Source organism: Nocardioides sp. PD653-B2 (assembly GCF_002117935.1).
Taxonomy (GTDB): Bacteria; Actinomycetota; Actinomycetes; order Propionibacteriales; family Nocardioidaceae; genus Nocardioides.
Genome location: NZ_BDJE01000047.1, coordinates 163,714 through 180,500 on the forward strand (window position 1 = coordinate 163,714; position 16,787 = coordinate 180,500).

16 protein-coding genes are annotated in these 16,787 nt (G+C 71.5%); 10 read left to right on the forward strand and 6 right to left on the reverse strand.

Annotated features, from left to right (window positions below; all coding sequences use genetic code 11):
- Positions 1 to 81 precede the first annotated feature (81 nt).
- Together PD653B2_RS25935 and PD653B2_RS20165 are read right to left on the reverse strand one after the other, a co-directional pair.
- Positions 82 to 2,892 (reverse strand): hypothetical protein, encoded by a 2,811-nt coding sequence (locus PD653B2_RS25935; protein WP_085874198.1) that lies wholly within the window; start codon positions 2,890 to 2,892, stop codon positions 82 to 84.
- 43 nt (positions 2,893 to 2,935) lie between these two features.
- Positions 2,936 to 3,295: a DsrE family protein gene (locus tag PD653B2_RS20165; RefSeq protein ID WP_085874199.1), complete on the reverse strand. Its 360-nt coding sequence runs from the start codon at positions 3,293 to 3,295 to the stop codon at positions 2,936 to 2,938.
- Between the two features lie 546 nt (positions 3,296 to 3,841).
- Between PD653B2_RS20165 and PD653B2_RS20170 the strand changes: the two genes are divergently transcribed.
- The 4 genes from PD653B2_RS20170 to PD653B2_RS20185 all read left to right on the forward strand — a co-directional run bounded on the left by PD653B2_RS20170 (position 3,842) and on the right by PD653B2_RS20185 (position 6,827).
- Positions 3,842 to 4,546: a class I SAM-dependent methyltransferase gene (locus PD653B2_RS20170; protein ID WP_207559519.1), complete on the forward strand. Its 705-nt coding sequence runs from the start codon at positions 3,842 to 3,844 to the stop codon at positions 4,544 to 4,546.
- Positions 4,547 to 4,943: 397 nt separating this feature from the next.
- Positions 4,944 to 5,438 (forward strand): FABP family protein, encoded by a 495-nt coding sequence (locus PD653B2_RS20175; RefSeq protein ID WP_085874201.1) that lies wholly within the window; start codon positions 4,944 to 4,946, stop codon positions 5,436 to 5,438.
- Positions 5,439 to 5,448: 10 nt separating this feature from the next.
- Positions 5,449 to 5,880 carry a Fur family transcriptional regulator gene (locus PD653B2_RS20180; RefSeq protein WP_085874202.1) on the forward strand — a complete coding sequence of 144 codons (432 nt, stop codon included), beginning with the start codon at positions 5,449 to 5,451 and terminating at the stop codon, positions 5,878 to 5,880.
- Positions 5,877 to 6,827, forward strand: coding sequence for a YgfZ/GcvT domain-containing protein (locus PD653B2_RS20185; protein WP_085874203.1), 951 nt, complete (start codon positions 5,877 to 5,879; stop codon positions 6,825 to 6,827). The genes PD653B2_RS20180 and PD653B2_RS20185 overlap by 4 nt, the downstream gene beginning before the upstream one ends.
- A gap of 108 nt (positions 6,828 to 6,935) precedes the next feature.
- Here PD653B2_RS20185 and mshD read toward each other — a convergent pair whose 3' ends face one another.
- Positions 6,936 to 7,742, reverse strand: a complete 807-nt coding sequence (gene mshD, locus PD653B2_RS20190; RefSeq protein WP_085874204.1) for a mycothiol synthase — start codon at positions 7,740 to 7,742, stop codon at positions 6,936 to 6,938.
- A gap of 228 nt (positions 7,743 to 7,970) precedes the next feature.
- On the reverse strand, positions 7,971 to 8,423 hold the full coding sequence (dtd, locus tag PD653B2_RS20195; protein ID WP_085874205.1) for a D-aminoacyl-tRNA deacylase: 453 nt from the start codon (positions 8,421 to 8,423) through the stop codon (positions 7,971 to 7,973).
- A gap of 254 nt (positions 8,424 to 8,677) precedes the next feature.
- Here dtd and PD653B2_RS20200 point away from each other — a divergent pair, with 254 nt between their 5' ends.
- The 4 genes from PD653B2_RS20200 (at position 8,678) to PD653B2_RS20215 (ending at position 12,419) form a co-directional block, all read left to right on the forward strand.
- Positions 8,678 to 9,511: a 3-keto-5-aminohexanoate cleavage protein gene (locus tag PD653B2_RS20200; RefSeq protein WP_242665363.1), complete on the forward strand. Its 834-nt coding sequence runs from the start codon at positions 8,678 to 8,680 to the stop codon at positions 9,509 to 9,511.
- Between the two features lie 92 nt (positions 9,512 to 9,603).
- Positions 9,604 to 9,999, forward strand: coding sequence for a hypothetical protein (locus PD653B2_RS20205; protein ID WP_085874206.1), 396 nt, complete (start codon positions 9,604 to 9,606; stop codon positions 9,997 to 9,999).
- A gap of 173 nt (positions 10,000 to 10,172) precedes the next feature.
- Positions 10,173 to 10,571 carry a hypothetical protein gene (locus tag PD653B2_RS20210; RefSeq protein WP_085874207.1) on the forward strand — a complete coding sequence of 133 codons (399 nt, stop codon included), beginning with the start codon at positions 10,173 to 10,175 and terminating at the stop codon, positions 10,569 to 10,571.
- 93 nt (positions 10,572 to 10,664) lie between these two features.
- Entirely contained in the window at positions 10,665 to 12,419 is a 1,755-nt protein-coding gene (locus PD653B2_RS20215; RefSeq protein WP_085874208.1) for a DUF4012 domain-containing protein, read from the forward strand.
- Between the two features lie 7 nt (positions 12,420 to 12,426).
- Here the strand turns inward: PD653B2_RS20215 and PD653B2_RS20220 are convergent, their stop codons facing one another.
- A complete protein-coding gene (locus PD653B2_RS20220) occupies positions 12,427 to 13,839 on the reverse strand; it encodes a polysaccharide biosynthesis tyrosine autokinase (RefSeq protein WP_085874209.1) in 1,413 nt (470 codons plus the stop codon).
- 53 nt (positions 13,840 to 13,892) lie between these two features.
- Positions 13,893 to 14,633 (reverse strand): response regulator transcription factor, encoded by a 741-nt coding sequence (locus PD653B2_RS20225; RefSeq protein WP_085874210.1) that lies wholly within the window; start codon positions 14,631 to 14,633, stop codon positions 13,893 to 13,895.
- An 87-nt stretch (positions 14,634 to 14,720) separates the two neighbouring features.
- Here PD653B2_RS20225 and PD653B2_RS20230 point away from each other — a divergent pair, with 87 nt between their 5' ends.
- On the forward strand, positions 14,721 to 15,023 hold the full coding sequence (locus tag PD653B2_RS20230) for a MoaD/ThiS family protein (RefSeq protein WP_085874211.1): 303 nt from the start codon (positions 14,721 to 14,723) through the stop codon (positions 15,021 to 15,023).
- A 53-nt stretch (positions 15,024 to 15,076) separates the two neighbouring features.
- Positions 15,077 to 16,558 carry a sensor histidine kinase gene (locus tag PD653B2_RS20235; RefSeq protein ID WP_085874212.1) on the forward strand — a complete coding sequence of 494 codons (1,482 nt, stop codon included), beginning with the start codon at positions 15,077 to 15,079 and terminating at the stop codon, positions 16,556 to 16,558.
- The last annotated feature ends 229 nt before the right edge of the window (positions 16,559 to 16,787 follow it).

The following is a 16,787-nucleotide window of genomic DNA, read 5'->3' on the forward strand; positions in this document are numbered from 1 at the left end:
CCAGGATGTTATGGAGCCCTGACGTCGGTGCGGGTGCAGTTGCTCAGATTTGCGGACCTGGTCTGGACAGTGTCGCCGGCCTCACTTCGACCGGAACCAGCCCTTCTTGCTCTGCAGCTCCAGCAGCTCGGCCCGGGTCTTCTCCAGCTCGACCGCGAGGTCGCGGGCCTTCTCCTCGGCGGCGACCCGGTCGTTCATCGCCTCCTCGGCGATCTCCGCCTGCCGTCGTACGGCGGCCTCGACGGCGCTCCGGTCGGCGGCTCGCCGGGACGCCGCCTCCTCGGCCTCGCCGCGCAGACGGGCCTGCTCGGCCGCCTCACGCTCGGCGGACTCCCGCGCCTCGATCGCGGCGCGCAGCTCGGCGGCCTGCTGGGCCGCCGCCGCGGCGGACTCCTCGAGGACCTCGCGGAGCCGGTCCTCGGCGGCCTGCCGGTCGGCCGCGGCCTGGCGGGCGAGCTCGGCGTGGGCGTGGGCGTCGTCCTCGGCGGCGCGGTGCGCGGCCGCGGACTCCGCGGCGGCGCGCTCGGCCGCCTCGCGGGCGGCGGCCTGCTCCTGGGCGGTGGCGTCGGCCGCGGCGCGGGCGTCGTGGGCGAGGCGGGCCTGCTCGGCCTGCTGCTCGGCGCGCTGGTGGGCGGACGTCTGGTCGGTCGCCGCCGCGGCGGCTGCCTCGGCCTGCTCGCGGGCGCGCATCTCGGCCTGCTCGCGGGCCTGCTGGGCGGCGTCGGCCCGTTCCGCGGCAGCGCGGGCGGCTTCCTCGGCGGCCTCCCGTGCGGCCTCGGCGGCGGTGGCCGCCTCGGTCTGGACCCGGGCGGTCTCCTCCGCCTGCTGGCGGGCGGCGGCCGACTCCGCGGCGGCGCGCTCGGCCTCCTCGCGGGCGGCGGCCTGCTCCTGGGCGGTGGCGTCGGCCGCGGCGCGGGCGTCGTGGGCGAGGCGGGCCTGCTCGGCCTGCTGCTCGGCGCGCTGGTGGGCGGACGCCTGGTCGGTCGCTGCCTGGGCGGCGGCGTCGGCCTGCTCACGGGCGCGGATCTCGGCCTCGGCGCGTGCGGCCTGAGCGGTCGCCGCCCGCTCGGTGGCCTCGCGGGCCATGACCTCGGCGGTCTGACGCGCCGCCTGGGCGGCGTGGGCCGACTCGGTCTGGACACGGGCCGTCTCCTCGGCCGCTTCGCGCGCGGCGGCCGACTCGGCCGCGGTCGTCTCGGCGGTGATCCGGGCCTCGTGCGCCTCGCGAGCCAGGTCGGCGTGGGTGCGCGCCTTCTCGTCGGCGGCGATCCGCGCCTCGTGGGCGATGCGCAGGGCTTCGGCGAGGTCGGAGGCGGTGCGGTGCGCCGCCTCCTCCGCGGCGGCGGCCTGGGCGGCAGCGGCGGCCTGGTGGCGGGCCGCCTCCTCGGCGGTGGTGCGGGCGAGCTGGGCTGCCGCGGCGGCGGCGGTCTGTGCCGCGGCGCTCTCCTCGGCGGCGAGGCGGGCGGTGTGGGCCTCGTCGGCGCGCCGGGCGTGGTCGGCCGCGGACTCGTCGGCGGCGGCCCGCTGGCGGGCCTGCTCGGCCGCGACCTCCTCGGCCTCCGCACGGGCGGTGGCCTGCTCGGCGGCGGCGTGCTCGGCCGCCGTACGCGCATCGGTGGACACCCGGACGGCGTCCTCGTGGGCCTGGCGGGCCTCCGTCAGGTGGCGGGCCAGCTCCTCGGCGCGCGCCTCGGCCGACTCGCGGGCCTGGTGGGCGAGGGCGGCCTTCTCGTCGGCAGCGAGCGCGGCCCGGTCGGCCGCCTCGCGCATGGTCGTGGCCTCGGTGGCGAGCTCGGTCTCCGCGCGGGCGGCCTCCTCGGCAGCGGCGCGGGCGGCGTGCGCCTGGGCCGCCAGGCGCGCCTGCTCGGCTGCCGCCTGGTCCGCGGCGGCCCGCTCCTGGGCCTGCTCGGCGGCGGCCGCCTCGGCCTCCGCGCGGGCCTGCGCCTGCTGGGCCGCGCGCTCGTCGGACGCCTGGCGGGCGCGGGCGCTGGCAGCCAGGGCCTCTTCGTGCTGCTGGGCGGTGGCCGCGAGGCGTTCGTCGTACGCCGCCGCCTGGGCCTCGGAGCGCTCGGTCGCGGCCCGGTGGGCGGCGGCCAGCTCCTCGGCGAGCTCCTGGGCGCGCGCCTCGGCGGCCGCGCGCTCCTCGTGGGCGGCGGCGGCCGACTCGGCAGCCGCGCGGGCGGCCCGGTCGGCCTCCTCACGGGCGGCGGTCGCGGCTGCCGCGCGCTCGGCGTAGGACCGGGAGGCCTGCTCGGCCTCGACCCGGGCGGCGCGGGCCGCCTCCTCGGCGTCGGCGCGGGCAGCCTGCGCTGCCTCCTCGGCCTCGGTCCGCAGGGCGTAGGCGGCTTCGGCCGCTTCGGCGGCGAGCCGCGCGGACTCCTCGGCGGCGGTGCGGTCGACGGCCTGCTGGGCGGCGGCCTGCTCGGCGGCGAGGCGGAGCGCGGTGGCGACCTTGGCCGCGTCGACGAACTTGCGGGCGGACGCCTCGGCCTCGTCGCGGCCCCGTGCCGCGTCGGTCGCAGCCTCCTCGAGCCGGGCGCGCTCCTCGGCGTGGGCGGCGCCGGCCTGCTCGGCGGCGAGGCGGGCCTGGTGGGCCTCCGCGGCGGCGTTGGCGTGCTCCTCGGCGCGGCGGTCGGCCTCGAGGCGAGCCAGCGCGGAGTCGCGGGCGGACTCCTCGGCGACCAGCCGCTCCGCGGCCTGCTCGGCGGCGGCCTGCTCGGCGCGGCGGCGCAGCTCGGCGGCGCGCTCGATCGCGGCCTGCAGGTCGGCGGGCGTGCGCACTGCGGGCTCGGGCACGCTCGGGGGCGTCGTCGGCTCGTCGGGGGTCGACGCGGGCTCGAGATCAGCCTTGCGTTGCCACCAGCGCGCGTTGCCCGGGTCGTTCGTGGTCATCAGCGGAAACCTAGGGGTTGATGAGGCGGGTGTTGTCGATGAGTCAGTACACCAGCGCCTGCACGTCCGGCGCGAGCACTTCCTCGATGTAGGCCGCAGCTCCCGCGATGCGAACACCGGCCAGCACGTCGTCCTCGGTGATCTCGCGGCGCGCCGCGCACTGCGTGCACACCGTGACCCGACCACCCGCGAGCACCGCCGCGACCAGGTCCGCGGCCGGCGCGGCCTGGGGCAGCGCGACGTCCGCCCGGCCCGGTACGCCGAACCACGCGCCCTCGCCGGTCAGCCACAGGCTGACGTCAGCGCCCGCGCTCAGCGCGGTGGCGGCGACGGTGAGACCCTGGTTGGCGCGCTCGGGGTCGTCGGCTCCGCAGGTGACCTTGACGACGAGTGGGCGAGGCATGAGGTCACGCTACTGATCCTTGTTCTGCTCATAGGCGGGGTGTCCTCGCGGCGACCATGGAAACGGTCAGGCAGAGGCGACGACTGACAGCGCCGCGGCGACTAGTCCTAGTTGAGCGGTCGTAGCGTTCTCGGGGTAGCCGCGTGAATGAAGTAAGAGAATGCGTCATGCACGAGCAGCCGATTGTGCGGAGCCAACAGATCACGGCGGACACTCGTTCCCTCTGATTGCTCAATTGCTGTTCTGGAATCGCCGGCCGCCTCTCATCACACGGCAGGTATCGCATCGTCTCGGCGGGGTAGGGTCCGGCCATGGTCGGCGATAGCGAGCGTCTCGTGTGGCTGATCTTGGGTGCCCTCGTAGCGGCGACGCTGATCTACATCGTCTGGGCAGTCGCGCGCTGAGAGCGCCGTAGGATCGCCAACCATGTCTCTCCGTCAGCGGATCGCGACATCGCCCATGGCTCGTGTCGCCGCATTCCCGGGCCGCGCTCGGATGGTCGCTCGGCATGACGTAGGCGTACTCCGCAACTCTGCGCGATGGCTGGTGAAGTCTCGAGAGCACACGAACTTCACCTATGACCTGCAGCCACTCAACCGCGAGCACCTCGCATGGTGGGTGGCCAACGCTGCAGGTACGCCTGTCTCTGTCGTGCGGGACTACATCGACGAGGCTGACCACGACGCCGATCTGATCGAGCACGTCCTCGCCGCCACTCGAGTTAGCGATCGGCGCGGACTGGCCGACGACGAGGTTCGCCTCGGGAAACGGCTCGGCTGGTATGCCCTCGTCCGGGCGATGCGCCCAAGTCACGTCGTGGAGACAGGGACCGACAAAGGTCTCGGTTCCGTCGTGCTCGCTGCTGCGCTTCTGCGCAATGGCTCCGGACGCCTGACCACGGTCGACGTGAACAGCGCCTCGGGCTACCTCATCACCGGGAGGTACGCCGCCGTGACGGACAGGGTCGTCGGCGATTCGTTGGCCGTGCTCGCCGAACTGGTAGCGCCAGTCGACCTCTTCCTTCACGACAGCCTGCACACGCGTGAGCACGAGTATGCGGAGTTCGAGGCTGTCGAAGAGCGGCTCGCCCGTGGGGCGGTGGTCCTCAGCGACAACTCCCACGTGACGGATGCGCTGCCGTCGTGGGCTGAGAAGACGGGGCGCAGCTTCACGTACTGGCATGAGTGGCCGGCGAGTCACTGGTACCCAGGATCGGGGATCGGGCTCGCCCAGTTCGTGGCGCCGGAGTAGAGCCCGTCGACTTCGTCCGGGTCGTCTGGTCGGCGCACGGGCCGGTCACGCACGCGTGGTGAGTGAGCACGTTGCAGTTGGAACCGGAGTTGAGGAGCACCCTGCAGCCGGTCAGATCGAGGGTCGTGCCTGACCTGAGCCACGGCGGCACGAGCTCGCATGTCGTGCTGGGCCTGCCCCGAACTATTCCCACGTCGCATGCGTCGAGGGCGGTGAGGACTGCCTGACTGCGACAGTGTCGTCTGTGCCGTTACTCGCCGGGAGCTGGACGACGGCACCCTCTGTCGAGGCAGTGGGCTGTCCAGGAGGGGGCCTCCAGACAACCACCCGGACGTCGAGCGTGAGGTGACCCTCGCGACGAGTGGGCCAGGCGTGCCGCCCACCCTAGAGTGAGCCCATGCCGTTCGAGCTCCCCGAGAACCTCCACCCCGACTGCGGACCCGTGGCCTGGCTGCTGGGTCGATGGGGCGGTCGCGGCCACGGCGACTACCCGACGATCGAGCCGTTCCAATACGGCCAGGAGCTCGTGTTCACCCACGACGGGCGCCCGTTCTTCCACTACTTCTCGCGCGCGTGGATCGTCGACGAGGAGGGCGAGGTGGTCCGCGAGGCCGCCCAGGAGGCCGGCTTCCTGCGCTGCCAGCCCGGCGGCAAGGTCGAGCTCCTCCTGAGCCACAACACCGGCTTCGTGGAGATCTGGCACGGCGAGGCCGGCGACGGCAAGCTCGAGCTGGTCACCGACGCGGTCGCGCGCACCGAGACCGCCAAGGAGTACACCGCCGGCAAGCGCCTCTACGGCAACGTCGAGGGCGACCTGCTCTACGCCTACGACATGGCCGCGATGGGCCAGACCCTCCAGCCGCACCTGTGGGCGCGGCTGATCCGGCTGTGAGGTCGCGCCCGTGAGTGACGAGCTCGCCCAGCGCCTGCGCAAGGAGGGCTACCGGCTCACCCCCCAGCGGCAGTTCGTCCTGCGCGCTGTCGAGAAGCTCGGCCACGCGACGCCCGACGAGGTGTACGCCGAGGTCCGCTCGCAGTCCAGCGCGGTCAACGTCTCCACGGTCTACCGGACCCTCGAGGTGCTCGAGGAGCTCGGCCTGGTCCGCCACGCGCACCTCTCCGACCGCGCCCCGACGTACCACTCCGTCACCGACCACGAGCACTTCCACCTGGTCTGCCGGAATTGCCACACCGTCATCTCGGTTGACCCTGATGTGGTCGCCCCGCTCGCCGAGCGGCTCGAGCGCGAGCAGGGCTTCGTGATCGACATCGGTCACCTGGCCGTCTTCGGACACTGCGTCGAGTGTCGACCCACGGATGAGGAGAACCCATGAGGAGCCCGTTGCTGGACCTGCCCGGGGCTGTGGCCGCGGACGGGATCGACCGCGACGTGGCGGCGCACTACGGCTCGTTCAACGGCGAGCAGCGCACGCTGGAGGCGGGCGAGGGCTTCGTCGACCTCTCCCACCGCGACGTGGTCCGCGTCTCCGGGCCCGACCGCCTCACCTGGCTGCACTCGCTGACGTCCCAGCACTTCGAGTCCCTCGCCCCGAAGGTCTGGACCGGCGCACTGATCCTGAGCCCGAACGGCCACGTCGAGCACGCGTTCTACGGCTACGACGACGGTGAGTCGTTCACCGCCCACACCGAGCCCGGCGCCGCCGCCGCGCTGGTGGCGTTCCTCGACCGGATGCGCTTCATGATGCGCGTCGAGGTCGGCGAGGTCACCGACGAGCTCGCCGTCGCCTGGCGCCCGTCGGCCGCGGCCGACGGCCCGTACGCCGGCTACGAGTTCGTGCCGCGCGACCGGCTCACCGCGTACGCCGAAGCCGCCGGCCCGGCCGGCGGGCTGTGGGCGTTCGAGGCGCTGCGCATCGCCCGGGGCGAGCCGCGCCTCGGGCTGGACACCGACCACCGCACGATCCCCAACGAGGCGGGTTGGATTGGTCCGGCCGTCCACCTCGACAAGGGCTGCTACCGCGGCCAGGAGACGGTCGCCCGCGTGCACACCCTGGGCCGGCCGCCGCGGCGCCTGACGCTGCTCCACCTCGACGGCTCCGAGAACCGTCTCCCGCCGGTCGGCGCCGACCTGCTCCAGGGCGACAAGGTCGTCGGGTTCGTCGGCACGTCCGCGCGCCACCACGAGCTCGGCCCGATCGCGCTGGCGATGGTCAAGCGCAACGTGCCGCTCGACATCGAGCTGACGGTCGACGGCATGCCCGTCGCCCAGGAGGTCCTGGTCGATCCCGAGGTCGGGCTGCACGTGCGCCCGCTGCGCTGACGCGCCTCAGCGGCGCATGATCGCCACGCCGGCCCACACCACGAGCACCAGGCCGACGACGAAGACCGCGACCTCCACCAGTCCGATTCCGAACATGTGCGTCTCCTGTCAGCGTCGATACATGACGTGCGTGTCCGCGGCGTCGTGCCTGAAGCCGAGGCCCGAGTAGACAGCGATCGCGGGCTCGTTGTCGGACTCGACGTACAACAAGACCTCGTGTACCCCCTGGTCCGCCAAGTGATGCAACCCCGCGAGCGTCAGCAGCTTGCCGAGGCCGCGGCCCTGCGCGGTGGGGTCGATGCCGACGACGTACACCTCGCCGAGCTCGGGTGAGTGCTGCTTGGTCCAGTGGAAGCCGAGCAGCGCCTCGCCGTCGGTCGCGACCAGCAGGCCGGCCGGGTCGAACCACGGCTCGGCCATTCGCTCGGCTAGCTCGGCGGCGTCCATCGCGCCCTGCTCGGGGTGGTGGGCGAAGGCGGCGGCGTTGATGCGCACGATCTCGTCGGCGTCGTCCGGCCGGTAGCCGCGCACGGTCAGGTCGGCGGGTACGACGAGGGGCGGCAGCGGGTCCGCGGTCGGACGCCTCATCACCCGCAGCTCGCGCACCCGCTCGAAGCCGTGTGTCGCGGCCAGCCGCGCGGCGGCCGGGTGGTCGCCGTGCGACCAGGCGCTCAGCTCGCCGTCGGTGTCCGCCGTCGCGACCTCCAGGAGTGCCCGCCCCAGACCCCGACCACGCGCGTCGGGATGCACGACGAGCGAGAGCTCGCTGCCGATGAGCAGCGCGAACCCGCCGTCGCGCGTCCACGTCTGCACCGAGTCGGGGTGGTTGCGCAGTGCGCGCCGGGTCGCCTCGTCGAGGGGGTCCGTGCCGTCTGCTTCTCCCGCGGCCGCGGCGATGGTCTCGATCGTGTCCACGGCCCCACCTTAGAGACCGCCCGTCACGCAATGTTCACAGGCGAATACTCGGATCCCGGCCCCTCGTCGGCGCCAGGTGAGTAGCCTGCCGACTACTTCATTCGGGGGACACCAGCATGGCTCATCGCCGCAGGAAGAGGCTCGACCCCGTGGTCGAGAGACAACTGAAGGTCGCCATCCAGTGGATCGGTCTCACGGTGCTGACCCTGGTCGCGCTCTACTTCGTGATCAGGGCGCTCCGGATGCCGTGACCGGCTCCTTGTCGAGGAGCAGCGTGACGGGCCCGTCGTTGACGGACTCGACCCTCATGTCGGCGCCGAACACGCCGCGCGCGACACGTGCGCCGAGCCGCTCGAGCTCCGCGCAGACGGCGTCGTACGCCGGCTCGCTGACGGTCCCCGGTGCTGCGGCCTGCCACGTCGGCCGTCGGCCCTTGCGCGCGTCGCCGTACAACGTGAACTGGCTGACCACGAGGACAGGAGCACCGGTCTCCGAGGCGGACTGCTCGTCGCGCAGCAGCCGGAGCTCCCAGACCTTGCGCGCCATCCAGCGGATCTCGTCGTCGCCGTCGCCATGGGTCACCCCCAGGTAGACCAACAGTCCCGGCTCGTCGATCGCGCCGACGACGACGTCGTCGACGGTGACGCTCGCCCGCAGGACACGGTGGATGACGGCTCGCACGGAAGCAGTCTCGCGCAGGTGGTTTCGAGACGGTTGCTGCGCAACCTCCTCAACCACCGGGACTGCCGGTTGCTGCGCAACCTCCTCAACCACTCCGGCCCGCTGGTTGAGGAGGGACGAAGTCCCGTCTCGAAACCCGGTGAGCCGAGCGCGGTCCTGGGTCGAGGTTGCCTATCGGGGGTGCCGGGCAAGCGCGCGCCTTGCTGCGCAACCTCCTCGACCACGCCGGGATCTCGGTCTGGCACGATGCGGCTGTGCCAACGACGTCACACACCCACACCATGATCACGGTCGCGCCGACCGGGGCGGAGACCTCCAAGGACGACTGCCCGCAGCTGCCGACCACGCTCGAGGAGCTCGTCCGGACCGCGCAGGAGTGCGAGGCGGCGGGCGCGGCGATGATCCACGTGCACATCCGCGACGCTGACCACCGCCCGACCCTCGACCAGACCCGCCTGCGCGACACGGTCCAGGCGCTGCGCGAGTCGACCGGCCTGATCGTCCAGCTGTCCACCGGCGGCTCGGTCCACGACCCCCTGTCGCAGCGTCTCGAGGTGCTCGACGCCCAACCCGACTCGTGCAGCCTGACGATGGGGACGACGAACTTCGGTGACGACGTCTTCTCCAACCCGTGGCCCTTCGTCTGTGAGCTCTACCAGCTGAGCCAGGAGCGGCAGGTCGTCCCCGAGTTCGAGCTCTTCGACCTCGGCCACGTGCACGCCCTGCAGCGGCTGCTCGACACCTACGGCCTCCCGTACGGCGAGAAGGTGCACTGCGACTTCGTGATGGGTGTGCCCGGGGGGATGCCCGGCACGACCCCCGCCCTGGTCGCCGGTGTCGCCCTGCTGCCGCCCGAGGTCACCAGCTGGTCGGCCACCGGCATCGGCCGCAGCACGCTGTCGGTGGCGCTGGCGGCGCTCTCGATGGGCGGTCACCTCCGCGTCGGCATGGAGGACGTGCTCACCCTCGCGAAGGGGGTGCCGGTGGAGCGCAACGCCCAGCTCGTGGAGCGGGCGGCGGTGCTGGCCACCTCGGTGCAGCGGCCGCCGATGCCGGTCGCGGCGGCCCGGTCCCTTCTCGGTCTGTGACACGCCGCGGAGGGGTTCGGCCCGTTCTTCCTGTAGCCTGCCGAGAACGACGAAGCGGCTCTCAGCCGCACGCCTACATGGGGAGTTCGACGATGAAGACCATGACTGCCGCCTTGGTAGCCGCTGCCCTGCTCATCCCGGGCACGGCCTCGAGCGCGTTCGCCGGGCCGGGCGACGGCTACCCCGGCACCATCCCGACCGAGAGCACCACCAAGGCGCCCGACAAGGTCGACCAGGGTGAGAAGTTCAAGGTCAAGGCCAAGGTCGACGTCGCCTCCGATGGCTCGCCGTGCAAGGGACGCTACGTCCTGAGGGTCACCGACGGCGACCACGTCAAGAAGAAGGTCTCCAAGACCGGCGGCGACAGTCACGCCTTCTCCCTCAAGCTCGGCACGAAGGGCACCTGGACCATCAAGCTGCGCTTCATCCCGGCCGACAACAGCCCGTGCAAGGGCTCGCACGACGTCACCACGGTCAAGGTCGTCTGAGACTGAGCTACCCGTCGAGGCCCGCGCCGCAGGTGGGGGCCTCGGCCCAGTTTGCAGCCACATCGGCGTCGAGACCGGTGCAGATGTGCCCAAATGGGCAGTCCCCAAATCCCGGATGCTGTGATTGACTGGTCGTTCATCGGACAGGTCACACCGCATCCCTGGGGGACGCCATGAAGAAGCTCGCCGCCGGACTGATCGCGTCGGCGTTGCTGGTGCCGGGCACCGCGACGACGGCGTTCGCCGGGCCCCACGACGGATACCCGGGCTACATCCCGACCCAGTCGAGTTCGTCGGTGCCCAAGCACGCCGAGCCCGGCAAGCCGTTCAAGGTCAAGGCGAAGCTCGGCGTGTCGTCCAACGGCCAGCCGTGCCAGGGCACGTTCGTGATGAAGGTCCACAAGGCCGGAGGCGACGTCTTCCGGAAGAACAAGGACACCGATGGCGACAACAAGACCTTCACCGTCACGCTCGACAAGCCGGGCAAGTACTTCATCAAGATCCGCTTCATCCCGGCGTTCCGGAGCCCGTGCAAGGGCTCGCACACGATCAAGTCGCTGACGGTCAGCTGACCCCGACCGTTCGAAGGCCCTTGAAGCCGAGCGCTTCGAGGGCCTTCGTCATGTTTTCACCCTGGCCGGGTGACGACCTCTAGGCTGGTCGGCATGCGCGTTCTGGGGCCACGGCCGGTGACCACCGTCATCATCCTGCTGCTGGGCGTGCTGGTGCTGGTCGGCGGGTGGCTCGGCTGGCAGGCCTGGCAGGTCAACCGCGACCTCGGCGCCGCCGCGGACGACGCAGCCGCGCTGCAGACCGCCCTCGAAGACGGCGACCAAGCGAGCATCGACCGGTCCCTCGCTGACCTCCAGGAGCACAGCGCGGCGGCGTCCGACCGCACCGACGGCGTGTCCTGGGGCCTGCTCACGCACGCACCCGTCGTCGGGGATGACGCCCGAGGCGTCCGCGTCGTCAGTGACGTGATGGCCGACCTGAGCAACGACGGACTCGAACCCCTCGCCCGGACCGCGTCTCGCCTGGACGCGTTGCTGCCCAGGAACGGCCGGGTCTCGATCGCCGCCGTGCGCAGCCTCCAGGAGCCGGTCGCCCAGGCCCGAGACGCCCTCGCCGATGCCGACCGCCGGTTGGCGGCAGAAGACTCCGGCGGGTTTGTCCAGCGGCTCCGCGACAGGTACCGCGAGCTCGCCGGCAAGGTGTCCGACGCCGCGGAGGCGATGAATTCGGCCGAGACCGCCCTTGACGTGCTGCCCTCGATGCTCGGCGACGGGGAGAGCCGCCACTACCTGCTCGTCTTCCAGAACAACGCCGAGATCCGAGCCACGGGCGGCCTGCCGGGGGCGGTGTCGCTCGTCCGGGCCCGGGACGGCAAGATCGAGCTGACCCGACAGGTGGCTGCGAATTCGTTCGGCCAGCGACAGAGTCCGGTCCTGCCACTCTCCGAGGTCGAGCGACTGCTCTACGGTGCCCAGCTCGGCACCTACTTCCTGGACGCCAACTTCACCCCCGACTTCCCGCGCACCGCCGACCTGATGCGCGCCCGCTGGGAGGAGGTCTACGGCGACGACCTCGATGGCGTCCTGTCGCTCGACCCGGTCGCGATCTCCTACCTGCTCGCGGCGACCGGCCCGGTCCAGGTCGGCGACGTCACGCTCTCCTCCGACAACGCCGTCGATGAGCTCCTGCACCAGGTCTACCTGCGTTACCCGGACCCGGATCGGCAGGACCGCTTCTTCCGCGACGTTGCCCGCACGGTCTTCGGTGCCGTGTCGTCCGGCGGCGGAGCGGCCCCTCGTGACCTGCTGAGCGCGCTTGCCCGCGGCGCCGATGAGGGGCGCATCTACGTGCACTCCTTCGACGAGGACGAGCAGTCGGCGCTGGCCGGCACCCGGGTGGCCGGCGAGCTCGGCACCGAGGCCACGTCGACCCCGCTGGTCAACGTCACCCTCAACGACACTACGGGCGCCAAGATGTCCTACTACCTGCGCTACTCCGTGCATGTGATGTCGACCTACTGCGAGGACGGCGTGCAAGGTCTGTCGGCGCACGCACGACTCACCTCCGATGCTCCGGCAGACGCCGCGAGCCTGCCCGGCTACATCACGGGTGCCGGGAAGTTCGGGGTCGAACCTGGCAATCAGATCGTCACGGTGCGGATCTTCGGCCCGGTCGGCGGCACCATCGACGGGTTCTCGATCAACGCCAAGGAGTTCCCGCCCGGCGACCTCGTCCAGGACGGCCGCCCGGTGACGTCGGCCTACGTCTACCTCACCCCGGGGGAGACTGTCGACGTGACGTGGTCGATGAAGACCGGACCTGGGCAAACTGACGGCGCCCGGGTCACGGTGACGCCGTCGATCGCCGCGAAGTCGTCATCCTCGACTCCGGCGAGCGTCTGTTCTTGAGCTCGGATCACTCGCTGCGGCGCCGGCCGCGTCGCTTGCGGGAGGTTTCGGTCACCGGCGAGCTCGGCGCGTAGCCGTAGCCGTAGCCGTAGCCATAGCCCGCCGCCCGGCGATTGTTCGGCACCATGTTGAGCACGACGCCCACCGGGCTGGCGTCGACCTGGCGGAGCCGCTCGGCCGCCTGGGTGAGCTGGTCTTTGGTGGTGCGGCCGTAGCGCACGACCAGCAGCGCCCCATCGGCCTGGGTTGCGAGCAGCGCCGCATCCGTGACAGGCAGCAGCGGAGGAGCGTCGACGACGACCATGTCGTAGTCGGCGCGCAGCTGCTTGACCAGGTCGGCCATGGCGTTCGACTGCAGCAGCTCCGCCGGATTCGGGGGGATCGCCCCGCTGGCGAGCACGTCGAGCTCGCTGTCGGCGTGCTTCTGGATGGCGTCTTCGGCGGTCACCCGGCCCAGCAGCACCGTCGTGACGCCGACCGCGTTGTCGAGGTTGAGGACGGCGGCGGCCTTCGGACGCCGCAGGTCGGCCTCGATGAGTAGGGTCCGATGACCGGCCTGCGCGAGGGTGAGGGCGAGGTTGACGGCGGTGGAGGTCTTGCCCTCCTCAGGCAGCGCGGAGGTGACCACGAACACCTTGGCGGCGTGGTCGACCTCGACGAACTGCAGGTTGGTCCGCAAGACGCGGAAGGCCTCGACTCGTGGGGCGTGGGAGTCGAGGGACGACACCAGCGGTCGTTGCCGGGCGGCGGAGTCGAAGGCGATCCCACCGAGGACGGGGGCATCCGTGCAGGCGGCGAGGTCTTCGGTGGACTTGATCGTGGTGTCGAGCAGGTCGCGCAGGACGGCGGCTCCGGCGCCCAGCAGCAGGCCGAGGATCAGCCCGAGCGCCAAGTTGCGCACCGGCTGTGGCGAGACGGGCGTGCCGGGCCGGGTGGCGGGGTCGACGATCGTGGCCTTGATCGGCGCCGTCTTCTCACCGCTGGGGGTCTCCAGCTCTCGCACCAGGTCGACGAGGCCCAGGGCATAGGCTTGGGCGAGCGCCTGGGCGCGCGAGGGGCTCGGGTCGGTGACCGAGATCTCGAGGTTCACGGTGTCAGGCACGACCGAGGCTGAGACCTTGCCCGCCAGCTCTCCCGCAGATATGTCGAGGCCGAGGTCGTCGGCGACCGTCGTGGCGAGCTCCCGGCTCTTCACGAGATCGGCATACGACGTGACGCGCTGCGCTGAGAAGAGGCCACCCTGGTAGGAGTCCGAGGCAGTGTCGGTCGTGGACGTGGTGACGAAGAGCCGCGCCGACGACTGGTACTGGGGCGTCGTGGTGAACGTGACGGCAGCGGCTGCGGCTACCACAACCACGGTGCAGGCAACGATCAGCGGCCAGCGCCGTCGCAGCACTCGCAGGTAGTCACGCAACTCCACGCCGGCGCCCCTTCATCGGTTTTGCCGGGAGTCTAGACGAGTCGGAAGCTGCTCTATGCCTCAGCCTGAGCGGGCTCCGGTTCGCGAGCGTCGGCGGCGACGGCCTTGGCGTCCTTCGTCGGCAGCACGAACCGGTAACCGACGTTGCGCACGGTGCCGATCAGGGTCTCGTTGGAGGGCCCGAGCTTTGCGCGCAACCGGCGCACGTGCACGTCGACGGTGCGGGTGCCGCCGAAGTAGTCGTAGCCCCACACCTCCTGCAGGAGCTGCTGGCGGCTGAAGACACGGCCCGGATGCTGAGCGAGGAACTTGAGTAGCTCGAACTCCTTGAACGTCAGCTCGAGCGCGCGGCCCCCGATCTTCGCGGTGTACGTCGCGTCGTCGACCACCACCTCGCCCGAGCGGATGACGTGCGACTCGGGGTCGTCGGCCTCGCGGCGCGCGGCCAGTCGGCCGATCGCGAGCTTGATCCGCGCCTCGAGCTCGGCCGGACCACAGGTGTGGAGGACGACGTCGTCCATGCCCCAGTCGTGGAGCACGACGGCGAGGCCGCCCTCGGTGCAGATCAGCAGCACCGGGACGTCGGTGCCGGTCGTGCGGATCAGGCGGCACAGGTCGCGGGCGTGCGCGAGGTCCTGGCGTCCGTCGACGAGGAGCAGGTCGGAGTCGGGTGCCTCGAGGAGGGCGCTGCCCTCGGCCGGGAGGATCTTCACCTGGTGGCCCAGCAGCGCCAGTCCAGGAAGGACCTCGGCGGACGGCTGGAGAGCGCTGGTGAGAAGCAAGAGCGTGCTCATGTACTGGTCTCCTCCCGTGACGGGGCGGGGACCGAAACGCAACGCTGGGCTTCGGCCGATGTCTCTCGTGGTGAACAATACCGAAACATGGGCGTCGCATCGGAAGGTTCCAGCGGAACTGAGACCGAAGTCATCCACGTCCACTACTGGGCCTCGGCCCGCTCAGCGGCCGGTGTGGCAGGCGACGACCTGCCCGTCGACGGCCCGATCACCCTCGCCGAGGTCGTGCGCCGGGCGCTCGTCCTGCACCCCGGCACCCGCCTGGGCGACGTGCTCCAGATCTGCTCGACGCTGGTCGGTGACCGCCCGGTCAACACCGAGGAGCCCGGCGAGATCCTCGTAGCGCCCGGCTCGTCGGTGGAATTCCTACCGCCGTTCGCCGGGGGCTGACGCCGACGCTCTGAGACGCTGGTGCCCAGGAGATCGCCCGAAGGAGGTTGCTCGTGGACCAGGTCTCGGAGTCCGAGCAGCTGTGGCGTCTCACGATGGAGCACTCCCCGATCGGGATGACGCTGGTCGGCCAGGGGGGCGAGCTGCTCGTGGCCAACCGGGCGTTCTGCGAGATGCTCGGGTACCCCGAGCAGGTGCTCCGCACGATGACCTTCCAGGAGATCACCTATCCGGAGGATCTCGCCGCTGACCTCGCCCTGCTGGAGGAGACGCTCGCGGGCGCGCGTTCGTCGTACCGGATCCGCAAGCGCTACATCCACGCTGACGGCCATCTCGTCTGGGGCGACCTCTCCGTGGCGCTGCTCCGGTCGGAGGACGGCTCGCCGATCCACTTCATCTCCCAGATCCTCGACGTCACGGCCCAGCAGGAGTACGAGCGCCGGCTCGCGGTCGCCGCGGAGATGCTCGACCACCAGCGTCGGCTGGCGGAGGCGGTGTACGACAGCGTCGACGTCGGTCTCGTGCTGATCGACCGGTCCGGGCGCTACGAGACGATGAACCGACGCCATCGCGACTTCATGGCGCTGGCCTTCCCGGACGGGCACGAGGGCCTCGCCGGCCAGACTGGTGCGGTGTACGGGTCCGACGGGGTCGCCCGGCTGTCGCGCGAGGAGATGCCGACCTACCGCGCCTCCCAGGGCGAGGAGTTCGACGACGTACGGATGTGGATCGGCGACGACACGATCACGCGGCGGGCCCTGTCGGTGTCGGCGCGCACGGTCCACGACCAGGAGGGCGGCTTCGCCGGTGCGGCGCTGGCCTACACCGACGTCACCGACTTCATGCGCGCTCTCGACGTGAAGGACGAGTTCGTCGCGTCGGTCTCCCACGAGCTGCGGACCCCGCTGACGGCCGTCCTCGGTCACCTCGAGCTGCTCGCCGACCGCACCGACCTGCCGGCGGACATGGCTCAGCAGGTCCGGGTGATCGAGCGCAACGCGGTGCGCCTCAGACACCTCGTCGGTGACCTCCTGCACGTCGCGCAGGTCAGGGACAGCGGCCTGCAGCTGGCCCGGTCGGCGATCGATCTCCGCCTCCTCGTCCAGCAGGCCGTCGAGGCCGCCATCCCGTCCGCGCAGGCGGCGCGGGTCACCCTCCTCGCGGATGCTGCCGACGACGTGGTCGCGATGGTCGACGGCCAGCGGCTCCGGCAGGTCGTCGACAACCTGATCTCCAACGCGCTCAAGTACTCCGACGGCGGCGGGTCGATCACCGTCTCCCTGCAGCGCACCGAGGACCTCCTCGACATCGCGGTCACCGACACCGGCATCGGCATCGACGAGGCGGAGCTCGACCGGCTCTTCACCCGCTTCTTCCGCGGTCAGCAGGCCCAGGTGCGGATGGCGCCCGGCGCCGGTCTCGGCCTCAGCATCGTCCAGTCGATCGTGCAGGCGCACGGTGGCAGGGTGCAGGTCGAGAGCGAGGTCGGCGTCGGCAGCCGGTTCAGGGTCCTGCTCCCGTACATCGCCCCTTGACTCAGCGCCATTGATCGAGCAGGTCGCCCCTGCGACCGTGTCGAGATCCCCGCTGCCCGGCCGCCCCGCCCGGTGCGGTGGCGGCGCGGCCCGGTGGTGGGAAGGCCCGTGTGCTTGTCCCACGGGTTGAGGAAGGTGCTCTGCGCCTGGCCCAGGGTGCTGAGGAAGGCGCTCTGCGCCTGCCCCCACGGTGGTTGAGGAAGGCGCTCCTTCGGTTCAGGGTTGAGTG